Genomic DNA, 20402 nt, shown 5'->3' with positions numbered 1-20402 from the left:
CGGGTTCGGGGAGCTCGCCGGTGTCGACCCGGCAGACCGTGGGCCCGTGCGCGACGCCGTGGTGACCTGGGCCGCCGGCGCGCTCCCGCCGCACCGGCGGTGGCCCGGTCGGGCGGCCGGAGAGAGATCGTCCGCGAGGTGCATGACCTTCCCTTTACCAGGGCATTACCATTGCCATGGCGGGCGGCAGCGAGCCGCCCTGGAGGGAAACACATGAGGAGCAGCAACCCGGTCTTCTCGCGGCAGGGAGCCTTCACCCGCGACACCGGCTACGCGGGGTTCGGCCCGTCGCAGTCCGCCGGGGCGCACACCCCCCACACCGGCTACCCCCACGACCAGCAGCCGCTCAGCGCCGAGCAGTTGCAGCAGATGTACCAGGCCCCGCCCGCCGGTCCGCTGGACACCGGCCGGATGACCATGGACGACGTGGTGGCCCGTACGGCCATGACGCTGCTCACCCTGGTCGCGGGCGGCGCGGTGGCGTGGTTCGCCCTGCCCGCCGGCGGCTTCGGGATCCCGATGGTCGCGGCCCTCGCCGCCTTTGTGGTCGGCCTGGTGATCAGCTTCCGGCGCAGCGTCAACCCGGCGCTGGTCCTCACCTACGCCGGCCTTGAGGGCGTCTTCCTCGGCGCGATCAGCAAGGCGCTGAACACCTATCTCTCCGGGATCGCCGTCCAGGCGGTGCTGGGCACCGCCGCCGTCTTCGCGGGCATGCTGATCGCCTACCGCTCCGGCCGCATCAGGGTCACCGCCCGGTACCAGCGGATCGGCCTGGCCGTGGCGGCGGGCTTTCTGCTGCTGCTGGTGGTCAACCTGGTCGCCGCCCTGTTCGGAGCCGACATGGGCCTGCGCTCCGGCCCGCTCGGCATCGTGGTCGGCCTCCTGGGCATCGGCCTGGGTGCCTTCTTCCTCTCGCTGGACTTCCACGAGATCGAGCAGGGCATCCGCGGCGGCGCGCCCGAGCGCGAGGCATGGCGGGCCGCCTTCGGCCTCACCCTCTCCCTGGTCTGGATCTACCTGGAGATGCTGCGGCTGATCGCCATCCTGCGCGGAGACGACTGACCGTCACCGTCCGGCCCCCGTCGCCGGTCAGCTCGGAGGGCCTGGGAGCCGGCAGCTCCCGGGCCCTCGGGCGTATGGGGGAAGGAAGACACGCAGGTCGGGGGGTAACGGGGGTTCGGACGGTGCACGCTGCTCAGGCGAGCTTGCGTGCGGCCCTCCGCAGGTCGTGCTCATGCACGATGGCCTTGGCGTAGCCGTACGAGATGTCGTACTCGCGGCGGAGCCAGTCGATCTTCTCCTCGCAGCGGGTGAGACCGGGCCCGTCGTCGACCGCCTTGAGCCAGTCGCTGATCTCGCGGCCGGTGACCGCCGGGATCCTGGAGAGGAGGTTCTGGTGGGTCGCTGCGGAGTACATCAGGGACATAAGCGCCTCCGGTAGAGCGGTCCGTCCTCCCACCGTGCCTGAGAGCTGAACCCTTGGCAACACTCGCCGTCGGGGCGATGGTCGGATGAGGGTGGGACGGTCCTCGTTGCCGCGTCTTTACCCACCATCCGCCCGGTTGACGCCTGTGCTTCCGGTAAGTCCCCCAGCTGCCCGGATACGCTCACCCCATGCTCGATTGCGCCCCGCTGCTCGCCACCGTCGACCGGCTCGCCGACCGTTTCCGCTCGATGCCGCAGAGCAAGCTGGTCGCACCCGTGCCAGGCCATGGTTCACGGGCGGCAGCCGCACTGGAGCTGGCCCGCCGACTGGCCGCCGAGGCCCAGGCGGTGGAGCAGGACGGGGCGGCGCCGAACCGGCAGCTGCCGGACGCCGGGCCGTTCGCCGCCGGGGACCAGCTCGCGGTGGCCGGCCATGACCTCGCAGCCGCCCTGGCGGCGCACCCGGCCGGGAGTCCGGTCGCCACCCGCAGCGGTGGGCGCTCTGCCGCGGACCACGTCCTGGCGGGCGCCGTCGCGTCGCTGGAAGCCCTGGCAGAGCTGGTGTGACGAGGGTGTGTGCCCGCGGTCAGAGGCTGGCGACGACCCGGTCGGCCAGCACATACACGGTGCCCTCACCGGTGGCGAAGGTCAGCGAGTAGGAACCGGAGAAGCGCGAGCCGCCGAGCAGCCGCACCTTGTCACCGGCCCGCACCGCGTCGATCAGCCGCTCCGCGGACTCCCGGTCGCCCGGGGCGACGCAGAGCGTGGTGCCGTCGGCGAAGGCGTAGACGTCCAGTGTGCCCAGCGGGCCGGGCCGCACATCGGTCAGCGCGGTGCCGTCGTCCGCGAGGCGCTCCAGGGTGGAGTCGGTCCACTCGCGGGACGGGGCCTGGCTGGGGACGAAGTCCGGGTGCGAGGGGTGGCGGCGGGGGTCGGGGACGGCCGGGGCGGATGCAGGCTCGGCCTGCACCTCGAGACCGGACTGCACCTCCAGGTCGGCCGGGGCGCCGGGGGCGCCTCCGCCGCTCTGCACCGGGTGGCCGGTACGCATCCCGTTGCCCTCGGCGATCAGCTCCTCCAGCGCGGTGCGCAGCGCGTCCGCGAACTCCGGATCCATCCGGTCGGCGGTGGAGCGGGGGAAGTCCTCAGCGCTCTCCGGGGCGTCCTGGGGCCCGGTCGGCCGGGGGAAGTACAGCGGCCAGCCGTCCACCGGGTCGGCGCCGTTGAACGGGGTGTCGAAGAGCGGGGCGTCCTCGGCGGTACGGGCCTCCTGCTCGGCCCAGAAGGCACGGGCCTCGGCGATCTCCCGCTCGCGGTCCTCGGCGAGGGCCGCGGCGACCGCGCGCTGTATCGCGGCGTCGTCCACCGCGGCGGCGGGCGGCGCCGGGGCCGGGCGGGTGGCCACCGCGTCGAGGCGGCGCGTCAGTGCGCGTACATGGACCAGTACTCCTGCGGTGAGAACCAGCAGGAGCAGCAGCAGGACGGTGTACACGGCGTTCACGGAACGTACTCCTCGCACGGAGCTGAACGGGGGATCACCACCACAGTGCCGTATGGGTGCATGTGACGTCAGGGGAAGGAGTCACCTTCGTGAGTGAGCTGTGACCTTGGCCATATTGATGCAGGTGGACGTGGTATACGGGGCGCAGTCGGTTGATTGCGGGCCGTCGATCGAACGCCGTTCGGCGGGTGTGCCGAGGGCTGGATCAGCCTCTCCATGTGATCCAGCCCTCAAACACGATCCGTCACTCCAAACGGGTGATTCCGCTTCTTCCGGTCGGGCCGCCGGGGCTCAGCTCAGCCGCTCGACGACCATGGCCATGCCCTGGCCGCCGCCGACGCACATGGTCTCCAGACCGAACTGCTTGTCGTGCCACTGCAGCGAGTTGATCAGGGTGGTGGTGATCCGGGCGCCGGTCATGCCGAAGGGGTGGCCCACCGCGATGGCACCGCCGTTGACGTTCAGCCGGTCCAGGTCGACGCCCAGGTCGCGGTAGGAGGGGATCACCTGGGCGGCGAAGGCCTCATTGATCTCCACCAGGTCGATGTCGCCGATGGACAGGCCCGCGCGCTGCAGCGCCTGCCTGGAGGCCTCGACCGGGCCGTAGCCCATGATCTCGGGGGAGAGTCCGGAGACGCCGGTGGAGACCACCCGGGCCAGCGGGGTGATGCCCAGCTCGCGGGCCTTGGTGTCGGACATGATCACCAGGGCGGCGGCGCCGTCGTTGAGCGGGCAGCAGTTGCCCGCCGTGACGGTCCCGTCGGGCCGGAAGACCGGCTTGAGCCCGGAGACGCCCTCCAGCGTCACCCCGGCGCGCGGGCCGTCGTCGGCCGAGACCACGGTGCCGTCCGGGGTGGTGACCGGGGTGATCTCGCGGGCCCAGAAGCCGTCCTTGACGGCCTTCTCGGCCAGGTTCTGCGAGCGGACGCCGAACTCGTCCTGCTCGGCGCGGGTGATCCCCTTGAGCCGGGCCAGGTTCTCCGCGGTCTGGCCCATGGCGATGTACGCGTCGGGCAGCAGCCCGTCCTCGCGCGGGTCGTGCCATTCGTCGCCGCCCTCGGCCGCAACCCGGGCGGTGCGGGCCTCGGCGTCCCCGAAGAGCGGGTTGTGGGTGCCCGGCATCCCGTCGGAGGTGCCGTTGATGCTGCGCGACACCGTCTCCACGCCAGCGGAGATGAAGACGTCGCCCTCGCCGGCCTTGATGGCGTGCAGCGCCATCCGGGTGGTCTGCAGCGAGGACGCGCAGTAACGGGTGACGGTGCAGCCGGGCAGGTGGTCCATGCCGAGCTGGACGGCGACGATCCGGCCCAGGTTGTGCCCCTGCTCGCCGCCCGGCAGGCCGCAGCCCAGCATCAGGTCGTCGATCTGCCGCGGGTCCAGCTGCGGCACCTTGTCCAGGGCGGTGCGGATGATGTGCGCGGTGAGGTCGTCCGGACGGACATCCTTCAGCGATCCCTTGAAGGCCCGGCCGATCGGCGAACGGGCGGCGCTGACGATGACGGCTTCGGGCATGGCTGGCTCCTCGACGGACGGGCGGGGCATATGGGGGAATGTACGGCGGCCGGGCGGCGGGAGCGGCCCGCGCGGCCGTGAGCGCACCGGGCGCGGGCGCCAGGCAGCGCCCGAGCGGTGCGGGAAGCCGTGCGAGCAGCCCCGCACCGGCCGCAGCCGGCACGACAGATCGTCCCCCAGGCTCGTAAGCTACCGCTCAGTACTGCTGCCGTCACCCATACCGGCATGTGAGCTGGACGACGTTCCCAGCGCGGAGCCCACCGCCGGGGCGGGCTCGGTCTCCTCCGGCAGCCTGCGCCGCCGCCGATGCCTGATCAGCGCCCAGCGGCCGGGCACCCCGGCCGTGCCGTCGGGCGCCGCCGCGGCGACCTCCGTACCGGACCGCCCGGCGGCCTCGGCGGCGGCCTCCGCCACCGGGAGCACGGCCTCGCCGCGGGTCGCGTCCGGACGCTCCTCCTCCGGCCACAGGCCCAGCGCGGCGCAGAGCGACGGCAGCACCGCCATCGCGGCGGTGCTGTAGCCCTGGGCCGAGGGGTGGTAGCGGTCCGCGGCGAACAGCTCCCGGCGGGTGGCGAACTCGGGCCCCAGCAGCGAACCCAGGGACACACTGCGGCCCCCGGCCTCCACCACCGCTATGGTCTGCGCCGCCGCCAGCTGCCGGCTCAGCCGTCGGGCCACCCAGCGCAGCGGCGGCCGCACCGGCTCGATGGTGCCGAGATCAGGGCAGGTCCCGACCACCACCTCGCACCCTGCTCCGCGCAGCCGCCGTACGGCCTCGCCGAGCAGCCGCACCGACTCCACGGCCGGCATCCGATGGGTGACGTCATTGGCCCCGATGATGATCACGGCGACCTCGGGGACGGTCTCCAGGGCGAGGTCCACCTGGCGCTCCAGATCGCCGGAGCGCGCCCCGGAGAGGGCCACGTTCACCAGCCGCACCCGGCGCTCGGCGACCGACGCCAGCCCCGCGGCCAGCAGTGCCCCCGGTGTCTCGTGGCCGCGCAGCACCCCCAGGCCGGCCGCGGTGGAGTCGCCCAGGAAGGCCAGCACCAGCGGGGGCGCGGAGCCGGCGGTCCCGTCGGCGAAGGCGCCGCCGTAGACCCCGTCGGCCTTGGGCGGATCGGCGCCGAGCGCCCCCACCGCCCGTTCCGCGAACTTGGCCTCGGTCACCAGCAGGCCCACCACCCCGACGCCCAGCAGCCCGATCCCGCCCCCGCCGTACGCGGCGGCAGCCGCGATACGCCGAGCCACCCGTGCGCGAGACATGCAACGACCCCCTCATCCCGGTCCCGGACCGATCCCTCACAGCCTCCATACCCAGCGCCGGGGTCGGCTACCGCCCGCCCTCGGCCGGACGATCGGCGCCGGGGCGGTGGCGGTCGGCGCCGGGGGGTCGGCACCTCTACCCTGACCGGTACAGAGACCCTCGCGGCACACACCCGTGCGCAGCCGTTCCACATCCCCGGGAGGACCCCCGTGCGGTACCACGATTCGATCATCGAGCTGGTCGGCGATACACCCCTGGTGAAGCTCAACAAGGTCACCGAGGGCATTGCGGCGACCGTTCTGGCCAAGGTGGAGTACTTCAACCCCGGCGGCTCGGTGAAGGACCGGATCGCGATGCGGATGATCGAGGCCGCAGAGAAGTCCGGAGCGCTCCGGCCGGGCGGCACCATCGTCGAGCCGACCTCCGGCAACACCGGCATCGGCCTGGCGATCGTGGCGCAGCAGAAGGGGTACCGCTGCATCTTCGTCTGCCCGGACAAGGTCTCCACCGACAAGATCAACACTCTGCGGGCCTACGGCGCCGAGGTGGTCGTCTGCCCGACCGCGGTCGCCCCCGAGCACCCGGACTCCTACTACAACGTCTCCGACCGCCTGGTCAGGGAGACCCCCGGGGCCTGGAAGCCGGACCAGTACTCCAACCCGGAGAACCCCGCCTCGCACTACCACTCCACCGGCCCCGAGCTGTGGCAGCAGACCGACGGCCGGATCACCCACTTCGTGGCGGGTGTGGGCACCGGCGGCACCATCTCGGGTACCGGCCGCTACCTCAAGGAGGCCTCCGAGGGCAGGGTGCAGGTCATCGGAGCCGACCCGGAGGGCTCGGTCTACTCCGGCGGCACCGGCCGCCCGTACCTGGTGGAGGGCGTCGGGGAGGACTTCTGGCCGGAGGCGTACGACCGCACCGTCGCCGACGAGATCGTGGCCGTCTCCGACAAGGACTCCTTCCAGATGACCCGCCGCCTCGCCAAGGAGGAGGGGATGCTGGTCGGCGGCTCCTGCGGGATGGCGGTGGTCGCCGCCCTGGAGGTGGCCCGCAGGCTCGGACCCGAGGACGTCGTGGTGGTGCTGCTGCCGGACGGCGGCCGCGGCTATCTGAGCAAGATCTTCAACGACGAGTGGATGGCCGACTACGGCTTCCTCTCCTCGCCGACCGAGGAGGCCAAGGTCAGCGATGTGCTCGCCCGCAAGGACGCGGTGGAGCACGGCGGCATCCCGCAGTTCGTCCACATGCACCCGGGCGAGACCGTCGGAGAGGCGGTGCAGGTGCTGCGCGAGTACGGGGTCTCCCAGATGCCGGTGGTCTCCCCCGGTGCCGGGCACCCCGATGTGATGGCCGGTGAGGTCATCGGCTCGGTGGTGGAGCGGGAGCTGCTCGACGGGCTCTTCACCCAGCGGGTGCAGCTGGGCGACCTGCTGGACAAGCACATGTCGGCGCCGCTTCCGGTGGTGGGCTCCGGGGAGTCCGTCACCTGCCTGATGGCGGTGCTGGAGCAGGCCGACGGCGCGGTGGTGCTGGTGGAGGGCAAGCCCCAGGGCATCGTCACCCGGCAGGACCTGCTGGCCTTCCTGGCCGACCGGACGCACTGAGCCATCCGGCAGGCACTCTTCCGCCGCTGAAGTGGTACACCGGCGTCACGTCCACGCAGCACGTCCTTAACAAGCGACCGGCATCGTAGTGGTCACGGCAAGACGCCGAGCGTGGTGGCAGCGGATGACGGGAGCGGCTCCCCTGAACCGCAGCCACCAGAGGACGCGCTGGTCGGCCCTGACCCGGCCCACCGCGTCCCGCCCGCAGGGGCCGCCGTCGTCCCGCCCCTGGCGGTCTCGACCGACCATCAGGGTGCGGCGGCTCCTGCGGCACAGTGCGCCGCAAGGCGCGCGACTCCGTGCTCCCGGGTGGGGGAGCGGAACGGAGACGGAAGGGCCGGTCCTGGTATCCAGGGCCGGCCCTTCCGCATGTGTCCGTGTCCACGGGGCCCGCACCGCGCCGGCCGTGTCCCGCGCCGTCAGGGCACGGGACCGGTCGTACGGGGCCGCCCGCGGGTCAGTCGGTCCGCATGTCAGTCAGTCCGAATACTGGGCCTGCCGGCGGCGCAGGGCCACCAGCATCCCGCTGCCGAGGACCAGGAAGACCGTGCCGCCCAGCAGATAGGGCGTGGTGTTGACGCTTCCGGTCTCGGCCAGCTTGAGACCGGCCGCAGCCTCCACACCGGCATCGTGGGCGGCCGTACGCACCGCTGCCGACCGCTCGACCGCCGCCTGCCGGGCGATGGAGGCCTTGTCCTGCCGGGCCGCCACGACCTCGGACGAGGCGTCGGAGGAGGCCGCCGAGGCGACCGGCCCCAGGATCAGCGCCAGTGCCACCGCGCCGCCCGCCGACGCGGCCGTTATTGCCAGCGGGCTGCGCTGGTCCGCCTTCCGCGTACCCACCGGGCCTCCTCTTGCCGTCGCCGGCGTCGTGTCGCTCCCGGGCCGGATCCCGCGAATGGGTGTCAACGGCCGGGTTGTGCGCCCGATGGTAGTGAGCCCCGCCGCCGTTGGGTAGCGCCGCAGGCCAGTGCCGGTACCGCGATGCGGCCTCCGCTGCCCTACGCTCACTGGCATGACCAGCACCGACATCACCGGCGAGGGCGAGCCCCGCTACGTCCGTCTGCACATCGAACTCGTCGCGGAGATCACCGACGAGACCGCCCTCAAGGCTGCGGCCCTGGAGCAGGTGAAGCACGACGACTACATGGACGACGACGAGCGGGCGCAGGCCGTGGAGGCCATCGAGCTCGACCCGTCCGGCTCGCTCGCCCACTTCATCGACCCGCTGCAGCTGCTCGGGGACGTCCCGGGCGTGGAGCTGGCCCAGGCCACCTGGGAGTCCGCGCACACCGAGTTCGACCCCGAGAACGAGGACTGGGAGCTCTACGACACCGACGCCGGCAGCGGCGACGGCGCCACCGAGGAGTGAGCCCGGGACCCTCCCGCCTCTGGGGGCGGGAGGGTCTGATTCGTCATATGTTGTGACGGTGCGCCCCGGAAAGGTGGAGCGCAGCGAGGGAGACGGCATCGTGACGGCACCCGGCAGGCAGCGCCCCACCACCCGGCCCGAATGGCCCAGACGGCGAGTGCTGGCCGGACTCGCGGCGGCACCCGCCGCACTCGCCGCGGCCTGCACCGGCGACTCGGACGGTCCCGGCCACCCCGACCTGCCGGACGGCGGCAGGGTCTCCGCCGTCAGAATCACCGTCGACCCGCCCGACGGCACCCGTAACGCCGACTTCGACAAGGGCGTCACGGTCACCGCCGCCCACGGCCGGCTCACCTCCGTCAAGGTCAGGGACGACGACGGCAAGCAGCTGGCAGGAGCCTTCTCGGCCGACTCCACCAGGTGGACGTCCACCGGCACCCTCGGCCTGTCCACCCGCTACTCCGTCGCGGTGGGCGCCGTGGACGGCCGGAAGCTGCCCGCGGACTCCAACACCGCCTTCACCACCAAGGCCCCGGACCACACCTTCGTCGGCTTCTTCACCCCGGAGGACGGCTCCACCTCCGGCGTCGGCATGCCGGTGTCGATCAACTTCACCACCGGCATCACCCACCGCAAGGCCGTCCAACGGGCCATCACCGTGCACACCGACCCGCCGGTGGAGGTCGTCGGCCACTGGTTCGACGCCACCAGGCTGGACTTCCGTCCCGAGCACTACTGGGCCCCCGGCACCCGGATCACCCTGCGGCTGCGGCTCAAGGACGTCGCCGGGGCCAAGGGCGTCTACGGGGTCCAGTCCAAGGATGTCCACTTCACCATCGGCCGCAGCCAGGTCAGCGTGGTGGACCTGGCCACCAGGCAGATGGCGGTGAGCCGTGACGGTCTGCCCACCGCCATCTACGCGATCACCGGCGGTGGTCCCGAGCACACCACCTGGTCCGGCCGGATGGTGATCTCCGAGCAGTTCCTGCAGACCCGGATGAACTCCCGCACCGTCGGTCTGGGCGGCGAGTACGACATCGCCGACGTCCCGCACGCCCAGCGGCTCACCGCCTCGGGCACCTTCATCCACGGCAACTACTGGACCCCGCCCCCGGTCTTCGGCCAGGACAACGTCAGCCACGGCTGCATCGGCCTGCTCGACACCGAGGGCGCCGCGGATCCCGCCACCCCCGCCGCCGAGTTCTACGGTTCCTCGATGGTCGGCGACGTGGTCGAGGTGGTGAACTCCGGCGACCGCCCGGTCAGCCCCTCCAACGGCCTCAACGGCTGGAACCTGACCTGGGCCCAGTGGAAGGCCGGCAGCGCCCTCTGACCTGGGCTCTCTCGAATACCTCCCCCAAAGCGGGATCTCGGGCTACCGTGCCCGCATGTCCTCGCAACCGCCTGCCCCCGTAGTCCTGGACGGACGGCACATCCGGCTGGAGCCGCTCGTCCCGGCCCATGTGCCCGACCTCCAGCTGGCCGGTGGCAACGACGACGAGGTGTGGCGGTGGCTGCCCGCCCTCACCCCCCGCTCGGAGGCGGAGATGGGCCGCCTGGTCGAGCAGCGCCTCGCCCAGCAGGCGGCCGGCGAGGCCGTGCTCTTCGCCGTGATCCCCCGGGGCGTCTTCCGGCCGGTCGGCTGGATCGCCTACCTCGACATCTCGGTCCCCGACGAGCGTCTGGACATCGGCTGGGACTGGGTGGCCCGCCCGTACCGCAACACCGCCGTCGCGGTCGAAGCCCATCTGCTGCTGCTCTACCACGCCTTCGAGGTGCTCCGCTTCGGACGGGTCCAGTGGCAGGTCGACCACCAGGACTACACCGCCCAGACCGTGATGACCCGCATCGGCGGCCGCCGCGAGGGCCCGCTGCGCCGCCATGTCCGCAGGCTGGACGGCAGCTGGCGGGACACCGTGGTCTACTCGCTGCTCGCCCCCGAGTGGCCGCCGCTCAAGGAGCGGATCAGGGCCGGTCTGCTGCCCTGAGCAGCGGCCCGGGATGGCAGGATTTCGACGCAGGCTGTCACTGCTGCCACTGGGTGGGGCGCCCGGTCCGGTCCATCCTTGATCCATGATCACACCGGACACCAAGGACTGGACCTGGGTGCTGCAGCGCCCCTGCGCCGACTGCGGCCTCGACACCCCCTCCGTCACCGGCACGGCGGTCTCCGGACTGCTCCGCGACAACGCCGCCGCCTGGGCCGGTGTGCTGGCCGCCGACCCTGTCGAGCTGCGTCGCCGCCCGAGCCCCGGCATCTGGTCGCCGCTGGAGTACGCCTGCCATGTCCGGGATGTCTTCAGGATCTTCGCCGTACGGCTCGATCTGATGCTCACCCAGGACGGCCCGCTCTTCCCCAACTGGGACCAGGACGAGACCGCGGTGGCCGAGCGCTACTCCGAGCAGGACCCCGCCCGGGTCGCCGCCGACCTCGCCGAGGCAGCCGAGACCCTGGCCGCCGCCTTCGACCGGGTCGAGGGTGAGCAGTGGCAGCGCACCGGAACCCGCAGCGACGGCGCCCACTTCACCGTGGGGAGCATCGCGCGCTACTTCATCCACGATCCCGTCCACCACCTGTGGGACGTGACCGCGGCGGCCTGAAGCCGTGTGCGTTCCCGCGGCCCGGCCTCCGGGCCGGGCCGCCGCGGACGAGGGCGAGGGCGGCGCCGCATCGGGGTCGCATCGGCGCAGCGCAGGCTGAACGCTGCATGACCCCGGACGTCATCGACTCCCCGGGCCGGCTCCGGAACGATCGGACCATCGCACCGGCCACCGCATCGCAGGCCGCCGGCCCCCGCCGGTCGGCCCGCGGCACCGATCCGCGGCACCGATCCGCGACCGAGGAGGCACCATGACCGCCTATGCCATCGCCCACCTGCACGACCCCAAGCCCGGACACCCCGAGGTGCTGGAGTACCTGGACCGCATCGACGCCACCCTCGCCCCGCACGCCGGCCGCTTTGTCGTCCACGGCGGTGCCACACAGGTGCTGGAGGGCAGCTGGCCCGGTGCCACCGTGGTGATCGAGTTCCCCGACCTGGCGGCCGCCCGTGCCTGGTACGACTCGCCGGCCTACCGCGCCATCCTCCGGCTGCGCACCGACCACATCAAGGGCGACACCATCCTCGTCGAGGGAGTGGGCCCCGGGCACACGGCCGCGGGCAAGGCCGCGGAGTTCCGCGGCGCCTCGGGGTGAACCCCGTCCGGTGGAAAGTGATTGACGGGGGGCGGGTCCGTCGGCCAGGGTCCGGACCATGGCTTCCGCTGTGCGACATGTGACCATCGACTGTGCCGACGCATACACCCTCGGATCCTTCTGGGCCGAGGTGCTCGACACCTCCCTCGCGGAGGACGACAAGCCCGGGGATCCCGAGGCGCTGGTGCGGGCACCCGGGGTGGGACTGCTCTTCATCACCGTCCCGGAGCACAAGACCGTGAAGAACCGGGTGCACCTGGATCTCCAGCCCCAGGACCGCACCCGGGACGAGGAGGTCGAGCGGCTGCTGTCGCTGGGCGCCGTCCTGGTCGCCGACCACCGCCGCGCCGACGGCACCGGCTGGGCCGTGCTCGCCGACCCCGAGGGCAATGAGTTCTGCGTGGAGCGCTCCGCGGCCGAGCGCACCGACTGACCGCGGAGCCGGGGAGGGCGGGTCAGACCGCGCTCCCTGGCTCCCAACGCATGGTCAGGTCCGGCAGGTTCTCCATGTTGCCGCTGCCGTCGCCCGTCCTGGCGACGGTGAAGCCATGGTGCTCGTAGAAGGCGCGGGCGTCGGTGTTCTGCTGGAAGACATGCAGCGACAGCCCGGCGGGGCTGTGCCGCCGGGCCTCGTCGAGGAGCAGGGTGCCGATGCCCCGGCGACGCATGTCCGGCCGCAGATAGAGATGGTGGAGCAGGCCCTCCGCGAGTGAGGCGTAGCCGACCACCTCCCCCCGGTACTCCGCGACCCAGGTGAGGGTCTCCTGGAGGTGGACCTTCCGCACCCAGTCGGCCACCTGCTCATGGGTCCGCCGCTGCGGGGGCAGATAGGGCATCGCCGCGGCGCGGGATGCCGGGATGTGCACCGAGGCGACCGCTGCCGCGTCGGCCGTCCGTGCGCGGCGGATCGCCACCGTTCCGTCATCGGTCACGGCCGGAATCTAGCGCCCGTCCGCGCCCGAGGGCCACCGGATCGGAGGGTGCGTCCGCCGCCGCGCCGACCCTGCCGGCCGCGACGCGGGCGCAGCGGGGCCAAGCCGCGGCGGTCGCCCACCGGTGCTTCCCCGGGCGGGAGTTGTCGACGGCTGCCGCAGGTTCCCGCAGGCGGGTCCTGGACCGCGCCCGGGTGCTGTCCGGCGCAACGGTAGGAGCCGGACGGTGGCCTGTCCAGGGGTTCGGATCGGACGCCTTCATCTTTTATCTGAGAGAACAAAAGATTCGGCAAAACGTAGGTTTATTCAGATGGGATCGCCGATAGTCCCTTGACAGGCTTCCCGGCCCAGGGGCACGCTCATGACACTTCATCACCCCCTGACGGGCCGCCGGACCCATGGCGTCCCCTGCCTGCCGCTGCCCGCGGGCCGGCTCCCCGTCGTCTGCGATCCGCGCCGCCGTCTGCCGAACGCCGCCCGAGCGAGTCTCCGGCTCTTGCATCCCACCCGTGCACCGCGATGGAGGTCCCTCATGCTTCGTACACGTATCGCCGCAGCGGCGATGGCACTGGCCACAGTGCTGCCGCTGGGAGCGGCAGCCCATGCGCAGACCGGCACGGCCGCTGACGGCTCCTTCCGGGTGCTGGTCTTCTCCAGAACGACCGGCTTCCGGCACGACTCGATCCCCGCAGGTGTGGCGGCGATCCAGAAGCTGGGCCAGGAGCACCACTTCGCCGTCGACGCGACCGAGGACGCCACCGTCTTCACCGACGCCGGCCTGGCGAAGTACCGCGCCGTCGTCTTCCTCTCCTCGACCGGGGACCCGGTGGACCAGCCCGAGGAGAAGGCCGCGTTCCAGCGCTACATCGAGCACGGCGGCGGCTATGTCGGAGTCCATGCCGCAGCGGACTCCGGCTATGAGTGGGCCTGGTACGGCGGCCTGGTCGGCGCCTACTTCAAGAACCACCCGGCGCAGCAGAACGCCACGGTGGACATCGCAGGTCCGCGGACCGTCTCCACCCGCGGACTGCCGGACAAGTGGACCCGCTTCGACGAGTGGTACAACTACCGCACCAACCCGCGGGACGCCGGGGTGCGGGTGCTCGCCACGCTGGACGAGTCCACCTACGACGACGGCGCGGACGTGATGGGGGACCACCCGATCACCTGGTGCCAGCGTTACGACGGCGGTCGGGCCTGGTACACGGGCATGGGCCACACCATCGAGAGCTACAGCGACCCGCTCTTCCTGGGCCAGCTGCTGGGCGGCATCAGGATGGCCGCCGGCACCGCGGCCTTCCCCTGCGGCCCCAACCACCGGGCAGCCGGCTGACCTCCCGCCGCCTCGGCCCCGCACGGACCCGGCAGGGCCCGCCCGGCACAGCACGACACGACAGCCCGACACACAGGAACCCACCCCCTGAGAGAGGTTGACTGCACGTGCGAATACCACTCAAGCGCCTGTTCACCGCCACGCTGGGCACCGTGCTCGGCATGGCCGTGGCGATAGCAGGCCCGGCATCCGCGCAGGCGCGGACCGAGGCCCAGACCGTGTCCGCGCAGACCGTGTCCGCGCAGACCGTGTCCGCGCCGACCGCCACTGCCGCCGCGACGGCCGACTTCCAGCAGGTGACCCTGGCCAAGGGGCCGGACCAGGTCGGCGAGGCGATGTCCTTCGCCGTCCTGCCCGACGGCAGTGTGCTGCACGACTCCCGCGACGGCACCGTCTACTACACCACCGCCGACGGGCTCACCGACGTGGTGGCCAAGCTGCCGGTCTACAGCCATGACGAGGACGGCCTGCAGACCATCGCCCTCGACCCGGACTTCGCCCACAACCACTGGGTGTACGCCTACTACGCACCCCCGCTGTCCACCCCCACCAGCAACGCCCCGGACGACGGCACCGCCGCGGACTTCGCCCCCTACAGGCTACGACCAGCTCTCCCGGTTCACCTTCTCCGGCGGCACCTTCGACCTGGGCAGCGAACAGAAGATCATGCAGGTGGCCACCGACCGCGGCCAGTGCTGCCATGTCGCAGGCGACATCCACTTCGACTCGGCGGGCAATCTGCTGCTGTCCACCGGTGGCGACACCAACCCCTTCTCCTCCGACGGCTACAGCCCCATCGACTCCCGGCCCGGCCGCAACCCCGCCTATGACGAGCAGCGCGCCGCCGCAAACACCAACGACCTGCGGGGCAAGCTGCTGCGGATCAAGGTGAAGCCGGACGGCAGCTACACCGTCCCCAAGGGCAACCTGTTCCGCCCCGGCACCGCCAAGACCCGCCCCGAGATCTATGCGATGGGGTTCCGCAACCCGTTCCGGTTCAGCATCGACCAGAAGACCGGCGTGGTCTACCTGGCCGACTACGGGCCGGACGCCGGAGCCGCGGACCCGCAGCGAGGCCCGGAGAACACCGTCGAGTACAACCGCATCACCAAGGCTGGCAACTTCGGCTGGCCGTACTGCATCGGCGACAACACCCCCTACCGCCAGTACGACTTCGCCACCGGCACCTCGGGCGACCTCTTCGACTGCGCCCACCCCGTGAACAACTCGCCCAACAACACCGGCCTGGTGGACCTGCCGCCCGCGCAGCCGGCCTGGATCTGGAACCACTACGCGGGCAACCCCGAGTTCCCGCAGCTGGGCGGGCAGGGAGCCCCCATGGGCGGGCCGGTGTACCACTACAACGCCGGGCTGGACTCGTCGGTCAAGTTCCCCAAGAGCTATGACGGCAAGTTCTTCGCCTACGACTTCAGCCAGGCCTGGATCAAGCCGGTGACCTCCGACGGCAAGGGCGCCGTCCAGGCCATCGACACACTGACCAGCGGCCATGACTGGGCCCACCTGGTGGAGCCCATCGACGCCCAGTTCGGCCCGGACGGTTCGCTGTATGTGCTGGACTACGGCAGCGCCTGGTTCGGCGGTTCGCTGGACGCCGCGCTCTACAAGATCGAGTACGCCCCGGGCGACAAGGCCCCGACCGCGCAGATCACCGCGGACGCGACCTCGGGCAAGGCGCCGCTGACGGTCCACTTCAAGGGTTCGGACTCCACCGACCCCGAGGGCGACCAGCTCAGCTACGCCTGGGACTTCAACGCCGACGGCACGGTGGACTCCACCAGCGCCGACCCGACCTACGCCTACCCGGACAACGGCCAGTACCACGCCAGGCTCACCGTGACCGACCCCAGCGGCAAGTCGGGCAGCGCCGCCGCGCTGGTGACGGTCGGCAACACCGCACCGGAGCTGCACTTCACCTCGCCGGTCAACGGAAAGGTCTTCAAGGACGGCGACGTGGTCGACTGGCAGGTCGCGGTCACCGACCCGGACGGCACCCCGGTGGACTGCTCCAAGGTCCAGGTCGGCTACTCCCTCGGCCATGACGAGCACTCCCACAACCTGGCCCAGGCGACCGGCTGCAGCGGCAGCTTCACCATGACCGCGGCGGGTCACACGGCCACCGACGACTTCTACGGCATCTTCACGGCGAGCTACACCGACACCTCCGCGACGTCGGGCGTGCCGGACCTCACCGGCAGCACCCAGATCGTGCTGCAGCCCGATGCCCGTCAGGCGGAGTTCTACCGCGACCAGTCGGGTGTGCAGACCACCGCGGACTCCAGTGCCCAGGGGGCGCAGACGGTCAGCGGGATCGGCAACGGGGACTGGATCGAGTTCGACCCGTACAACCTGCAGGGTGTGACCAGGATCGACTTCAGTGCCGCGACCGCGGCCGGCGGTCCCGGAGGCACCATCGAGGTCCACGCCGACGCACCGGACGGCCCGCTGCTGGGGTCCGCCGCGGTCGGTGACACGGCCGGCGCCTATGCGACGACCAGCGCTGCGGTGACCGACCCGGGTGGGACGCACTCGCTGTACTTCGTCTTCACCGGCGGCAGCGGCGACCTCTTCACCCTGGACGCCTTCACCCTGGGCTGACCCGGCCACCCCGGGCCGACACCGCCCGCACCCTCGCCCCGCCGGTCCGGCACCCCGGACCGGCGGGGCGAGGTGCTGCCGCCGGTCCGGGGTGGCGGCCCGTTCAGCGGACCGTATCCATGGCGTAGGTGAGAAAGGCCGTGCGGACGGCGTGGCGGTCGTAGGCCGCCCGGGCGCGGTAGTTGTTCTCCGCCGTGCGCCAGCGGACCGACGGCCACCCCTGCTCGGCGGCGATCCGCCGAAGCTCGCCGAGGAGGGCGTCGACCGCGCCGCCGCCGCGGTGCGCCGGGTCGACGAAGAGGTCGTCGAGGAAGCCCCGGGTGCCGTGCATCGGGGAGTCCTCGGCGCGGTAGTGGGCCAGGCCGACCGGGGTGCCGTCCTGGGCGCGGGCGAGCAGGCAGCAGGTCGTACGCGCGGGGTCGTGGATCCACGACCAGGCCCGGTCGAGGTCGGCGGGGGTGAGCCCGACCTCGTAGAACTCGGCGTATCCGACGAACAGTTCACTCCATCGTGCGCGGTCCTCGGGCCGGGCCGGGGAGACGGTGACGGTCATGCCCGCACCTCGGTGGAGCTCGGGGTCCTCATCAGCATGGGGGAGAAGCTAGTGGGGCCATTGAACTAGCGTCAAGCAGGTTCTGCACTAATACATAATGGTCGAACCTGTGGAGGGGTGCGCTGCCCGCGCTCGAAGCGATCCACGGCGCGGCCCGGGAGCAGTGCGCCGGCACCGGGACCGCACACCCTCGAACTGCTCTCCCGTGACCTTCTGCGCCTCCTGCGTACGGCCCAGCGGACAGGCGGCCGCACCCGTCCTGCGGCACTGTGGTGGGTGACGTCCCCGTCGCGGGGCGCGGCGGGACGGGACCGGTGCGGCTGCCGATACCTGCGCCGTCCCGCCGCGGGCAGTCGGTGCCGTGCCGCGGGAGCGGTACGAGGTGATCCCGGAGGACGGGCCATGAGGTGTTCAGGGACGGGCCGGGCCGCCGTGCTCGCGCTGCTGCTCTCGACGGCGGGCGGACTGCTGGCGGGCTGCGGCGGCACGGCCACGCCGACGGGCGGGGACTCCCCGCGGACGGTGGCGCGGGGACAGGCCTCGCCCACGCCGGTGGCCCAGGGCGCCGCGACCGCCGACTGCGGCTACACCCAGCTCGTCGCCTCCGCGGCCCAGCAGTTGCCGTCCAGTACACCCAAGGGGACCTGGGCGGTACGGGTGCCCCTGGTCAATGACGGGCCCCAGCCGTGTGTGCTGAAGGGCTTCCCCACCGTGGCCCTGGCCGGCCAGGGATCGCCCGAGCGCAACCGGCCGCTGAAGGTCACCACCGAGGGCGTCGCACACCCGGTGCAGCTCGCCGTCGGCGGGCGGGCCTGGGTGCGGCTCACCTTCCGGCAGGTCCTGGGCGAGGCGGACGGCTACTGCCCCTCCGGCGCCACCCCCCTGGCGGCGCCGTCGCTCGTGCTGGGCGTCGGGGGCGGCAAGCTCCAACTGGGCATGGAGGGCGGGGGCAACTTCGCGGAGTGCGACGACACGGTGCGTACGACCGCCTTCCTGGCCACCCGGCCCTGACAGCACGCGGGCCCTGACGGCACGCGGGCCCTGAGAGCACGGGGGCTCTGACGGCACGCGGGCTCTGAGAGCACCCGGCCCGACGGCACCTCCCGCGGTGGCGCGCCCCTCTCCGGCCTTTGCGCACCTCAGGGCCGGAATCGCCCGGAACCCTCACGCGTTGAAGGAGGCGACAGGGGCGCCGGCGGTGTGCGAGCCGTGCAGTCCGTATGACCGAGGTGACAGTTGGAGGGGCGGCAATGGCAGCGCAGACACAGAGGGCCGTGCTGGCGGGCGGGTGCTTCTGGGGGATGCAGGACCTGATCCGCCGGCTCCCGGGGGTGACGGGCACCCGGGTCGGGTACACCGGCGGTGACGTGCCCGATGCGACGTACCGCAACCACGGTACCCACGCGGAGGCCATCGAGATCCTCTTCGACCCGGAGCTGACCGACTTCCGCTCGCTCCTGGAGTTCTTCTTCCAGATCCACGACCCGAGCACCAGGAACCGCCAGGGCAACGACATCGGCCTCAGCTACCGCTCGGCCATCTACTACGTGGACGACGAGCAGAAGCGGATCGCCGAGGACACCATCGCGGATGTGGACGCCTCCGGACTGTGGCCCGGAAAGGTCGTCACCGAGGTCGAGCCGGTCGGCCCGTTCTGGGAGGCCGAGCCCGAGCACCAGGATTACCTGGAGCGCTACCCGGACGGCTACACCTGCCACTTCCCGCGCCCGGGGTGGCGGCTGCCCACCCGCGCGGAGGGCTGACCGCAGCAGGCCGCCGACGGCGGCCGGACCCGGCCGGGGAGCGGTCCCCGGCCGGGCGCCCGCCGGGTCGGGCCGGAGTTTTGCGCTGCGGCCCACGGGGGCGGCGTGCGTCCCGGCGTGGCGGAGCGCCGGAGGGCTACGCTCGGACACCATGAGCGACCAGTACGGGCAGCAGTACGCCTTCGAGACCCTTGCCATCCACGCGGGCCAGGAGGCCGACCCTCAGACAGGGGCGGTGGTCCCGCCCATCTACCAGGTCTCCACCTACAAGCAGGACGGCGTCGGCGGTCTGCGCGGCGGCTATGAGTACAGCCGTTCCGCCAACCCGACGCGCACCGCGCTGGAGGAGAACCTCGCCGCACTGGAGGGCGGCCGCCGGGGGCTGGCCTTCGCCTCAGGCCTGGCCGCAGAGGACTGCCTGCTGCGTACGGTGCTCAAGCCCGGCGACCACATCCTGATCCCCAACGACGCCTACGGCGGCACCTTCCGGCTGTTCTCCAAGGTGCTCCAGCGCTGGGGCGTGGAGTGGTCGGTGGCCAACATGCACGAGCCGGAGTCGGTGCGGGCGGGCATCCGTACCACCACCAAGGTGGTCTGGGTGGAGACGCCGAGCAACCCCCTGCTGGGGATCGCCGAAATCGCCGCGCTGGCGCAGATCTCCCGGGACGCGGGGGCGCTGCTGGTGGTCGACAACACCTTCGCCAGCCCGTATCTGCAGCAGCCGCTGGCGCTGGGCGCGGATGTGGTGGTGCACTCCACCACCAAGTACATGGGCGGTCACTCGGATGTGGTCGGCGGTGCCCTGGTGTCGGCGGACGCCGGCCTGGGGGAGGAGCTGGCGTACCACCAGAACGCCATGGGCGGTGTGGCCGGACCGTTCGACTCCTGGCTGGTGCTGCGCGGCATCAAGACCCTCGGGGTGCGGATGGACCGGCACTGCGACAACGCGACCCGGGTCGCCGAGCTGCTCACCGGCCACCCCAAGGTGGTGCAGGTGCTCTACCCGGGGCTGCCGGAGCACCCGGGGCACGAGGTGGCGGCCAAGCAGATGAAGGCATTCGGCGGCATGGTGTCGTTCCGGGTCGCCGGCGGCGAGCAGGCGGCCGTGGATGTGTGCAACCGGGCGCAGCTGTTCACCCTGGGCGAGTCGCTGGGCGGTGTGGAGTCGCTGATCGAGCACCCGGGGCGGATGACGCACGCCTCCGCCGCCGGTTCGGCGCTGGAGGTGCCGGCCGATCTGGTGCGGCTGTCGGTGGGCATCGAGTCGGTGGACGACCTGCTCGCCGACCTGACCCAGGCGCTCGGCTGACGGATCATCAGGGGGC

General features: G+C 72.0%; 21 protein-coding genes and 1 pseudogene. 15 read left to right on the top strand and 7 right to left on the bottom strand.

What is annotated here, in order from left to right; genetic code table 11:
- Positions 1 to 213: 213 nt before the first annotated feature.
- On the top strand, positions 214 to 1062 hold the full coding sequence (locus AB0761_RS15905) for a Bax inhibitor-1/YccA family protein (protein WP_377269672.1): 849 nt from the start codon (positions 214 to 216) through the stop codon (positions 1060 to 1062).
- A gap of 133 nt (positions 1063 to 1195) precedes the next feature.
- Here the strand turns inward: AB0761_RS15905 and AB0761_RS15900 are convergent, their stop codons facing one another.
- Complete coding sequence (locus tag AB0761_RS15900) at positions 1196 to 1426, bottom strand: DUF4287 domain-containing protein (protein WP_055585760.1); 231 nt, start codon at positions 1424 to 1426, stop codon at positions 1196 to 1198.
- Between the two features lie 188 nt (positions 1427 to 1614).
- Here AB0761_RS15900 and AB0761_RS15895 point away from each other — a divergent pair, with 188 nt between their 5' ends.
- On the top strand, positions 1615 to 1992 hold the full coding sequence (locus AB0761_RS15895; RefSeq protein ID WP_377269671.1) for a hypothetical protein: 378 nt from the start codon (positions 1615 to 1617) through the stop codon (positions 1990 to 1992).
- A 19-nt stretch (positions 1993 to 2011) separates the two neighbouring features.
- Here the strand turns inward: AB0761_RS15895 and AB0761_RS15890 are convergent, their stop codons facing one another.
- The 3 genes from AB0761_RS15890 to AB0761_RS15880 all read right to left on the bottom strand — a co-directional run bounded on the left by AB0761_RS15890 (position 2012) and on the right by AB0761_RS15880 (position 5704).
- Positions 2012 to 2926, bottom strand: coding sequence for a hypothetical protein (locus AB0761_RS15890; protein ID WP_377269670.1), 915 nt, complete (start codon positions 2924 to 2926; stop codon positions 2012 to 2014).
- 291 nt (positions 2927 to 3217) lie between these two features.
- Positions 3218 to 4438, bottom strand: coding sequence for an acetyl-CoA C-acetyltransferase (locus AB0761_RS15885; protein ID WP_377269669.1), 1221 nt, complete (start codon positions 4436 to 4438; stop codon positions 3218 to 3220).
- Positions 4439 to 4627: 189 nt separating this feature from the next.
- Complete coding sequence (locus AB0761_RS15880; RefSeq protein WP_377269668.1) at positions 4628 to 5704, bottom strand: SGNH/GDSL hydrolase family protein; 1077 nt, start codon at positions 5702 to 5704, stop codon at positions 4628 to 4630.
- 210 nt (positions 5705 to 5914) lie between these two features.
- Here AB0761_RS15880 and AB0761_RS15875 point away from each other — a divergent pair, with 210 nt between their 5' ends.
- A complete protein-coding gene (locus AB0761_RS15875) occupies positions 5915 to 7312 on the top strand; it encodes a cystathionine beta-synthase (protein ID WP_377269667.1) in 1398 nt (465 codons plus the stop codon).
- Positions 7313 to 7789: 477 nt separating this feature from the next.
- On the opposite strand, the gene AB0761_RS15870 is transcribed toward AB0761_RS15875, so the two are convergent.
- Positions 7790 to 8155, bottom strand: coding sequence for an LAETG motif-containing sortase-dependent surface protein (locus AB0761_RS15870; RefSeq protein ID WP_377269666.1), 366 nt, complete (start codon positions 8153 to 8155; stop codon positions 7790 to 7792).
- A gap of 172 nt (positions 8156 to 8327) precedes the next feature.
- On the opposite strand from AB0761_RS15870, the gene AB0761_RS15865 reads away from it, so the two are divergent.
- The 6 genes from AB0761_RS15865 (at position 8328) to AB0761_RS15840 (ending at position 12313) form a co-directional block, all read left to right on the top strand.
- Entirely contained in the window at positions 8328 to 8684 is a 357-nt protein-coding gene (locus AB0761_RS15865; RefSeq protein ID WP_377269665.1) for a hypothetical protein, read from the top strand.
- A 58-nt stretch (positions 8685 to 8742) separates the two neighbouring features.
- Positions 8743 to 10017 carry an Ig-like domain-containing protein gene (locus tag AB0761_RS15860; RefSeq protein ID WP_377269664.1) on the top strand — a complete coding sequence of 425 codons (1275 nt, stop codon included), beginning with the start codon at positions 8743 to 8745 and terminating at the stop codon, positions 10015 to 10017.
- Positions 10018 to 10072: 55 nt separating this feature from the next.
- Positions 10073 to 10672: a GNAT family N-acetyltransferase gene (locus tag AB0761_RS15855; protein ID WP_377269663.1), complete on the top strand. Its 600-nt coding sequence runs from the start codon at positions 10073 to 10075 to the stop codon at positions 10670 to 10672.
- 85 nt (positions 10673 to 10757) lie between these two features.
- Positions 10758 to 11285 (top strand): DinB family protein, encoded by a 528-nt coding sequence (locus AB0761_RS15850; RefSeq protein WP_377269662.1) that lies wholly within the window; start codon positions 10758 to 10760, stop codon positions 11283 to 11285.
- 250 nt (positions 11286 to 11535) lie between these two features.
- Positions 11536 to 11880 (top strand): DUF1330 domain-containing protein, encoded by a 345-nt coding sequence (locus AB0761_RS15845; protein WP_377269661.1) that lies wholly within the window; start codon positions 11536 to 11538, stop codon positions 11878 to 11880.
- Between the two features lie 58 nt (positions 11881 to 11938).
- On the top strand, positions 11939 to 12313 hold the full coding sequence (locus AB0761_RS15840) for a VOC family protein (protein ID WP_377269660.1): 375 nt from the start codon (positions 11939 to 11941) through the stop codon (positions 12311 to 12313).
- Between the two features lie 22 nt (positions 12314 to 12335).
- Here the strand turns inward: AB0761_RS15840 and AB0761_RS15835 are convergent, their stop codons facing one another.
- Entirely contained in the window at positions 12336 to 12812 is a 477-nt protein-coding gene (locus AB0761_RS15835) for a GNAT family N-acetyltransferase (RefSeq protein WP_377269659.1), read from the bottom strand.
- A gap of 532 nt (positions 12813 to 13344) precedes the next feature.
- Between AB0761_RS15835 and AB0761_RS15830 the strand changes: the two genes are divergently transcribed.
- The 3 genes and pseudogenes from AB0761_RS15830 (at position 13345) to AB0761_RS15820 (ending at position 16761) form a co-directional block, all read left to right on the top strand.
- Entirely contained in the window at positions 13345 to 14145 is an 801-nt protein-coding gene (locus tag AB0761_RS15830) for a ThuA domain-containing protein (protein ID WP_377269658.1), read from the top strand.
- A gap of 161 nt (positions 14146 to 14306) precedes the next feature.
- Positions 14307 to 14615: pseudogene (locus AB0761_RS15825) on the top strand (glycosyl hydrolase); the annotation flags it as partial.
- Complete coding sequence (locus tag AB0761_RS15820; protein ID WP_377269657.1) at positions 14599 to 16761, top strand: carbohydrate-binding protein; 2163 nt, start codon at positions 14599 to 14601, stop codon at positions 16759 to 16761. The pseudogene AB0761_RS15825 and the gene AB0761_RS15820, both read left to right, overlap by 17 nt.
- Before the next feature lie 103 nt (positions 16762 to 16864).
- On the opposite strand, the gene AB0761_RS15815 is transcribed toward AB0761_RS15820, so the two are convergent.
- Positions 16865 to 17314, bottom strand: coding sequence for a GNAT family N-acetyltransferase (locus AB0761_RS15815; protein WP_377269656.1), 450 nt, complete (start codon positions 17312 to 17314; stop codon positions 16865 to 16867).
- A 402-nt stretch (positions 17315 to 17716) separates the two neighbouring features.
- On the opposite strand from AB0761_RS15815, the gene AB0761_RS15810 reads away from it, so the two are divergent.
- The 3 genes from AB0761_RS15810 to AB0761_RS15800 all read left to right on the top strand — a co-directional run bounded on the left by AB0761_RS15810 (position 17717) and on the right by AB0761_RS15800 (position 20386).
- Complete coding sequence (locus tag AB0761_RS15810; RefSeq protein ID WP_377269655.1) at positions 17717 to 18325, top strand: DUF4232 domain-containing protein; 609 nt, start codon at positions 17717 to 17719, stop codon at positions 18323 to 18325.
- Positions 18326 to 18564: 239 nt separating this feature from the next.
- Positions 18565 to 19077 (top strand): peptide-methionine (S)-S-oxide reductase MsrA, encoded by a 513-nt coding sequence (msrA, locus tag AB0761_RS15805; protein ID WP_377269654.1) that lies wholly within the window; start codon positions 18565 to 18567, stop codon positions 19075 to 19077.
- Positions 19078 to 19228: 151 nt separating this feature from the next.
- Complete coding sequence (locus AB0761_RS15800; protein ID WP_377269653.1) at positions 19229 to 20386, top strand: cystathionine gamma-synthase; 1158 nt, start codon at positions 19229 to 19231, stop codon at positions 20384 to 20386.
- Positions 20387 to 20402: the final 16 nt, after the last annotated feature.

The sequence above is a fragment of the Peterkaempfera podocarpi genome, assembly GCF_042466665.1.
GTDB lineage: Bacteria > Actinomycetota > Actinomycetes > Streptomycetales > Streptomycetaceae > Peterkaempfera > Peterkaempfera podocarpi.
This window is presented reverse-complemented; position numbering and strand designations above follow the sequence as displayed.

What these genes read in the sequence shown, in the direction of transcription:
- AB0761_RS15905 (WP_377269672.1), top strand. Translation starts at nt 214, where the DNA reads ATGAGGAGCAGCAACCCGGTCTTCTCGCGGCAGGGAGCCTTCACCCGC.
- AB0761_RS15815 (WP_377269656.1), bottom strand. Translation starts at nt 17,314, where the DNA reads ATGACCGTCACCGTCTCCCCGGCCCGGCCCGAGGACCGCGCACGATGG.
- AB0761_RS15810 (WP_377269655.1), top strand. Translation starts at nt 17,717, where the DNA reads ATGAGGTGTTCAGGGACGGGCCGGGCCGCCGTGCTCGCGCTGCTGCTC.
- AB0761_RS15845 (WP_377269661.1), top strand. Translation starts at nt 11,536, where the DNA reads ATGACCGCCTATGCCATCGCCCACCTGCACGACCCCAAGCCCGGACAC.
- AB0761_RS15850 (WP_377269662.1), top strand. Translation starts at nt 10,758, where the DNA reads ATGATCACACCGGACACCAAGGACTGGACCTGGGTGCTGCAGCGCCCC.
- AB0761_RS15900 (WP_055585760.1), bottom strand. Translation starts at nt 1,426, where the DNA reads ATGTCCCTGATGTACTCCGCAGCGACCCACCAGAACCTCCTCTCCAGG.
- AB0761_RS15895 (WP_377269671.1), top strand. Translation starts at nt 1,615, where the DNA reads ATGCTCGATTGCGCCCCGCTGCTCGCCACCGTCGACCGGCTCGCCGAC.
- AB0761_RS15885 (WP_377269669.1), bottom strand. Translation starts at nt 4,438, where the DNA reads ATGCCCGAAGCCGTCATCGTCAGCGCCGCCCGTTCGCCGATCGGCCGG.
- AB0761_RS15865 (WP_377269665.1), top strand. Translation starts at nt 8,328, where the DNA reads ATGACCAGCACCGACATCACCGGCGAGGGCGAGCCCCGCTACGTCCGT.
- AB0761_RS15855 (WP_377269663.1), top strand. Translation starts at nt 10,073, where the DNA reads ATGTCCTCGCAACCGCCTGCCCCCGTAGTCCTGGACGGACGGCACATC.
- msrA (WP_377269654.1), top strand. Translation starts at nt 18,565, where the DNA reads ATGGCAGCGCAGACACAGAGGGCCGTGCTGGCGGGCGGGTGCTTCTGG.
- AB0761_RS15880 (WP_377269668.1), bottom strand. Translation starts at nt 5,704, where the DNA reads ATGTCTCGCGCACGGGTGGCTCGGCGTATCGCGGCTGCCGCCGCGTAC.
- AB0761_RS15840 (WP_377269660.1), top strand. Translation starts at nt 11,939, where the DNA reads ATGGCTTCCGCTGTGCGACATGTGACCATCGACTGTGCCGACGCATAC.
- AB0761_RS15830 (WP_377269658.1), top strand. Translation starts at nt 13,345, where the DNA reads ATGCTTCGTACACGTATCGCCGCAGCGGCGATGGCACTGGCCACAGTG.
- AB0761_RS15800 (WP_377269653.1), top strand. Translation starts at nt 19,229, where the DNA reads ATGAGCGACCAGTACGGGCAGCAGTACGCCTTCGAGACCCTTGCCATC.
- AB0761_RS15820 (WP_377269657.1), top strand. Translation starts at nt 14,599, where the DNA reads ATGACGAGGACGGCCTGCAGACCATCGCCCTCGACCCGGACTTCGCCC.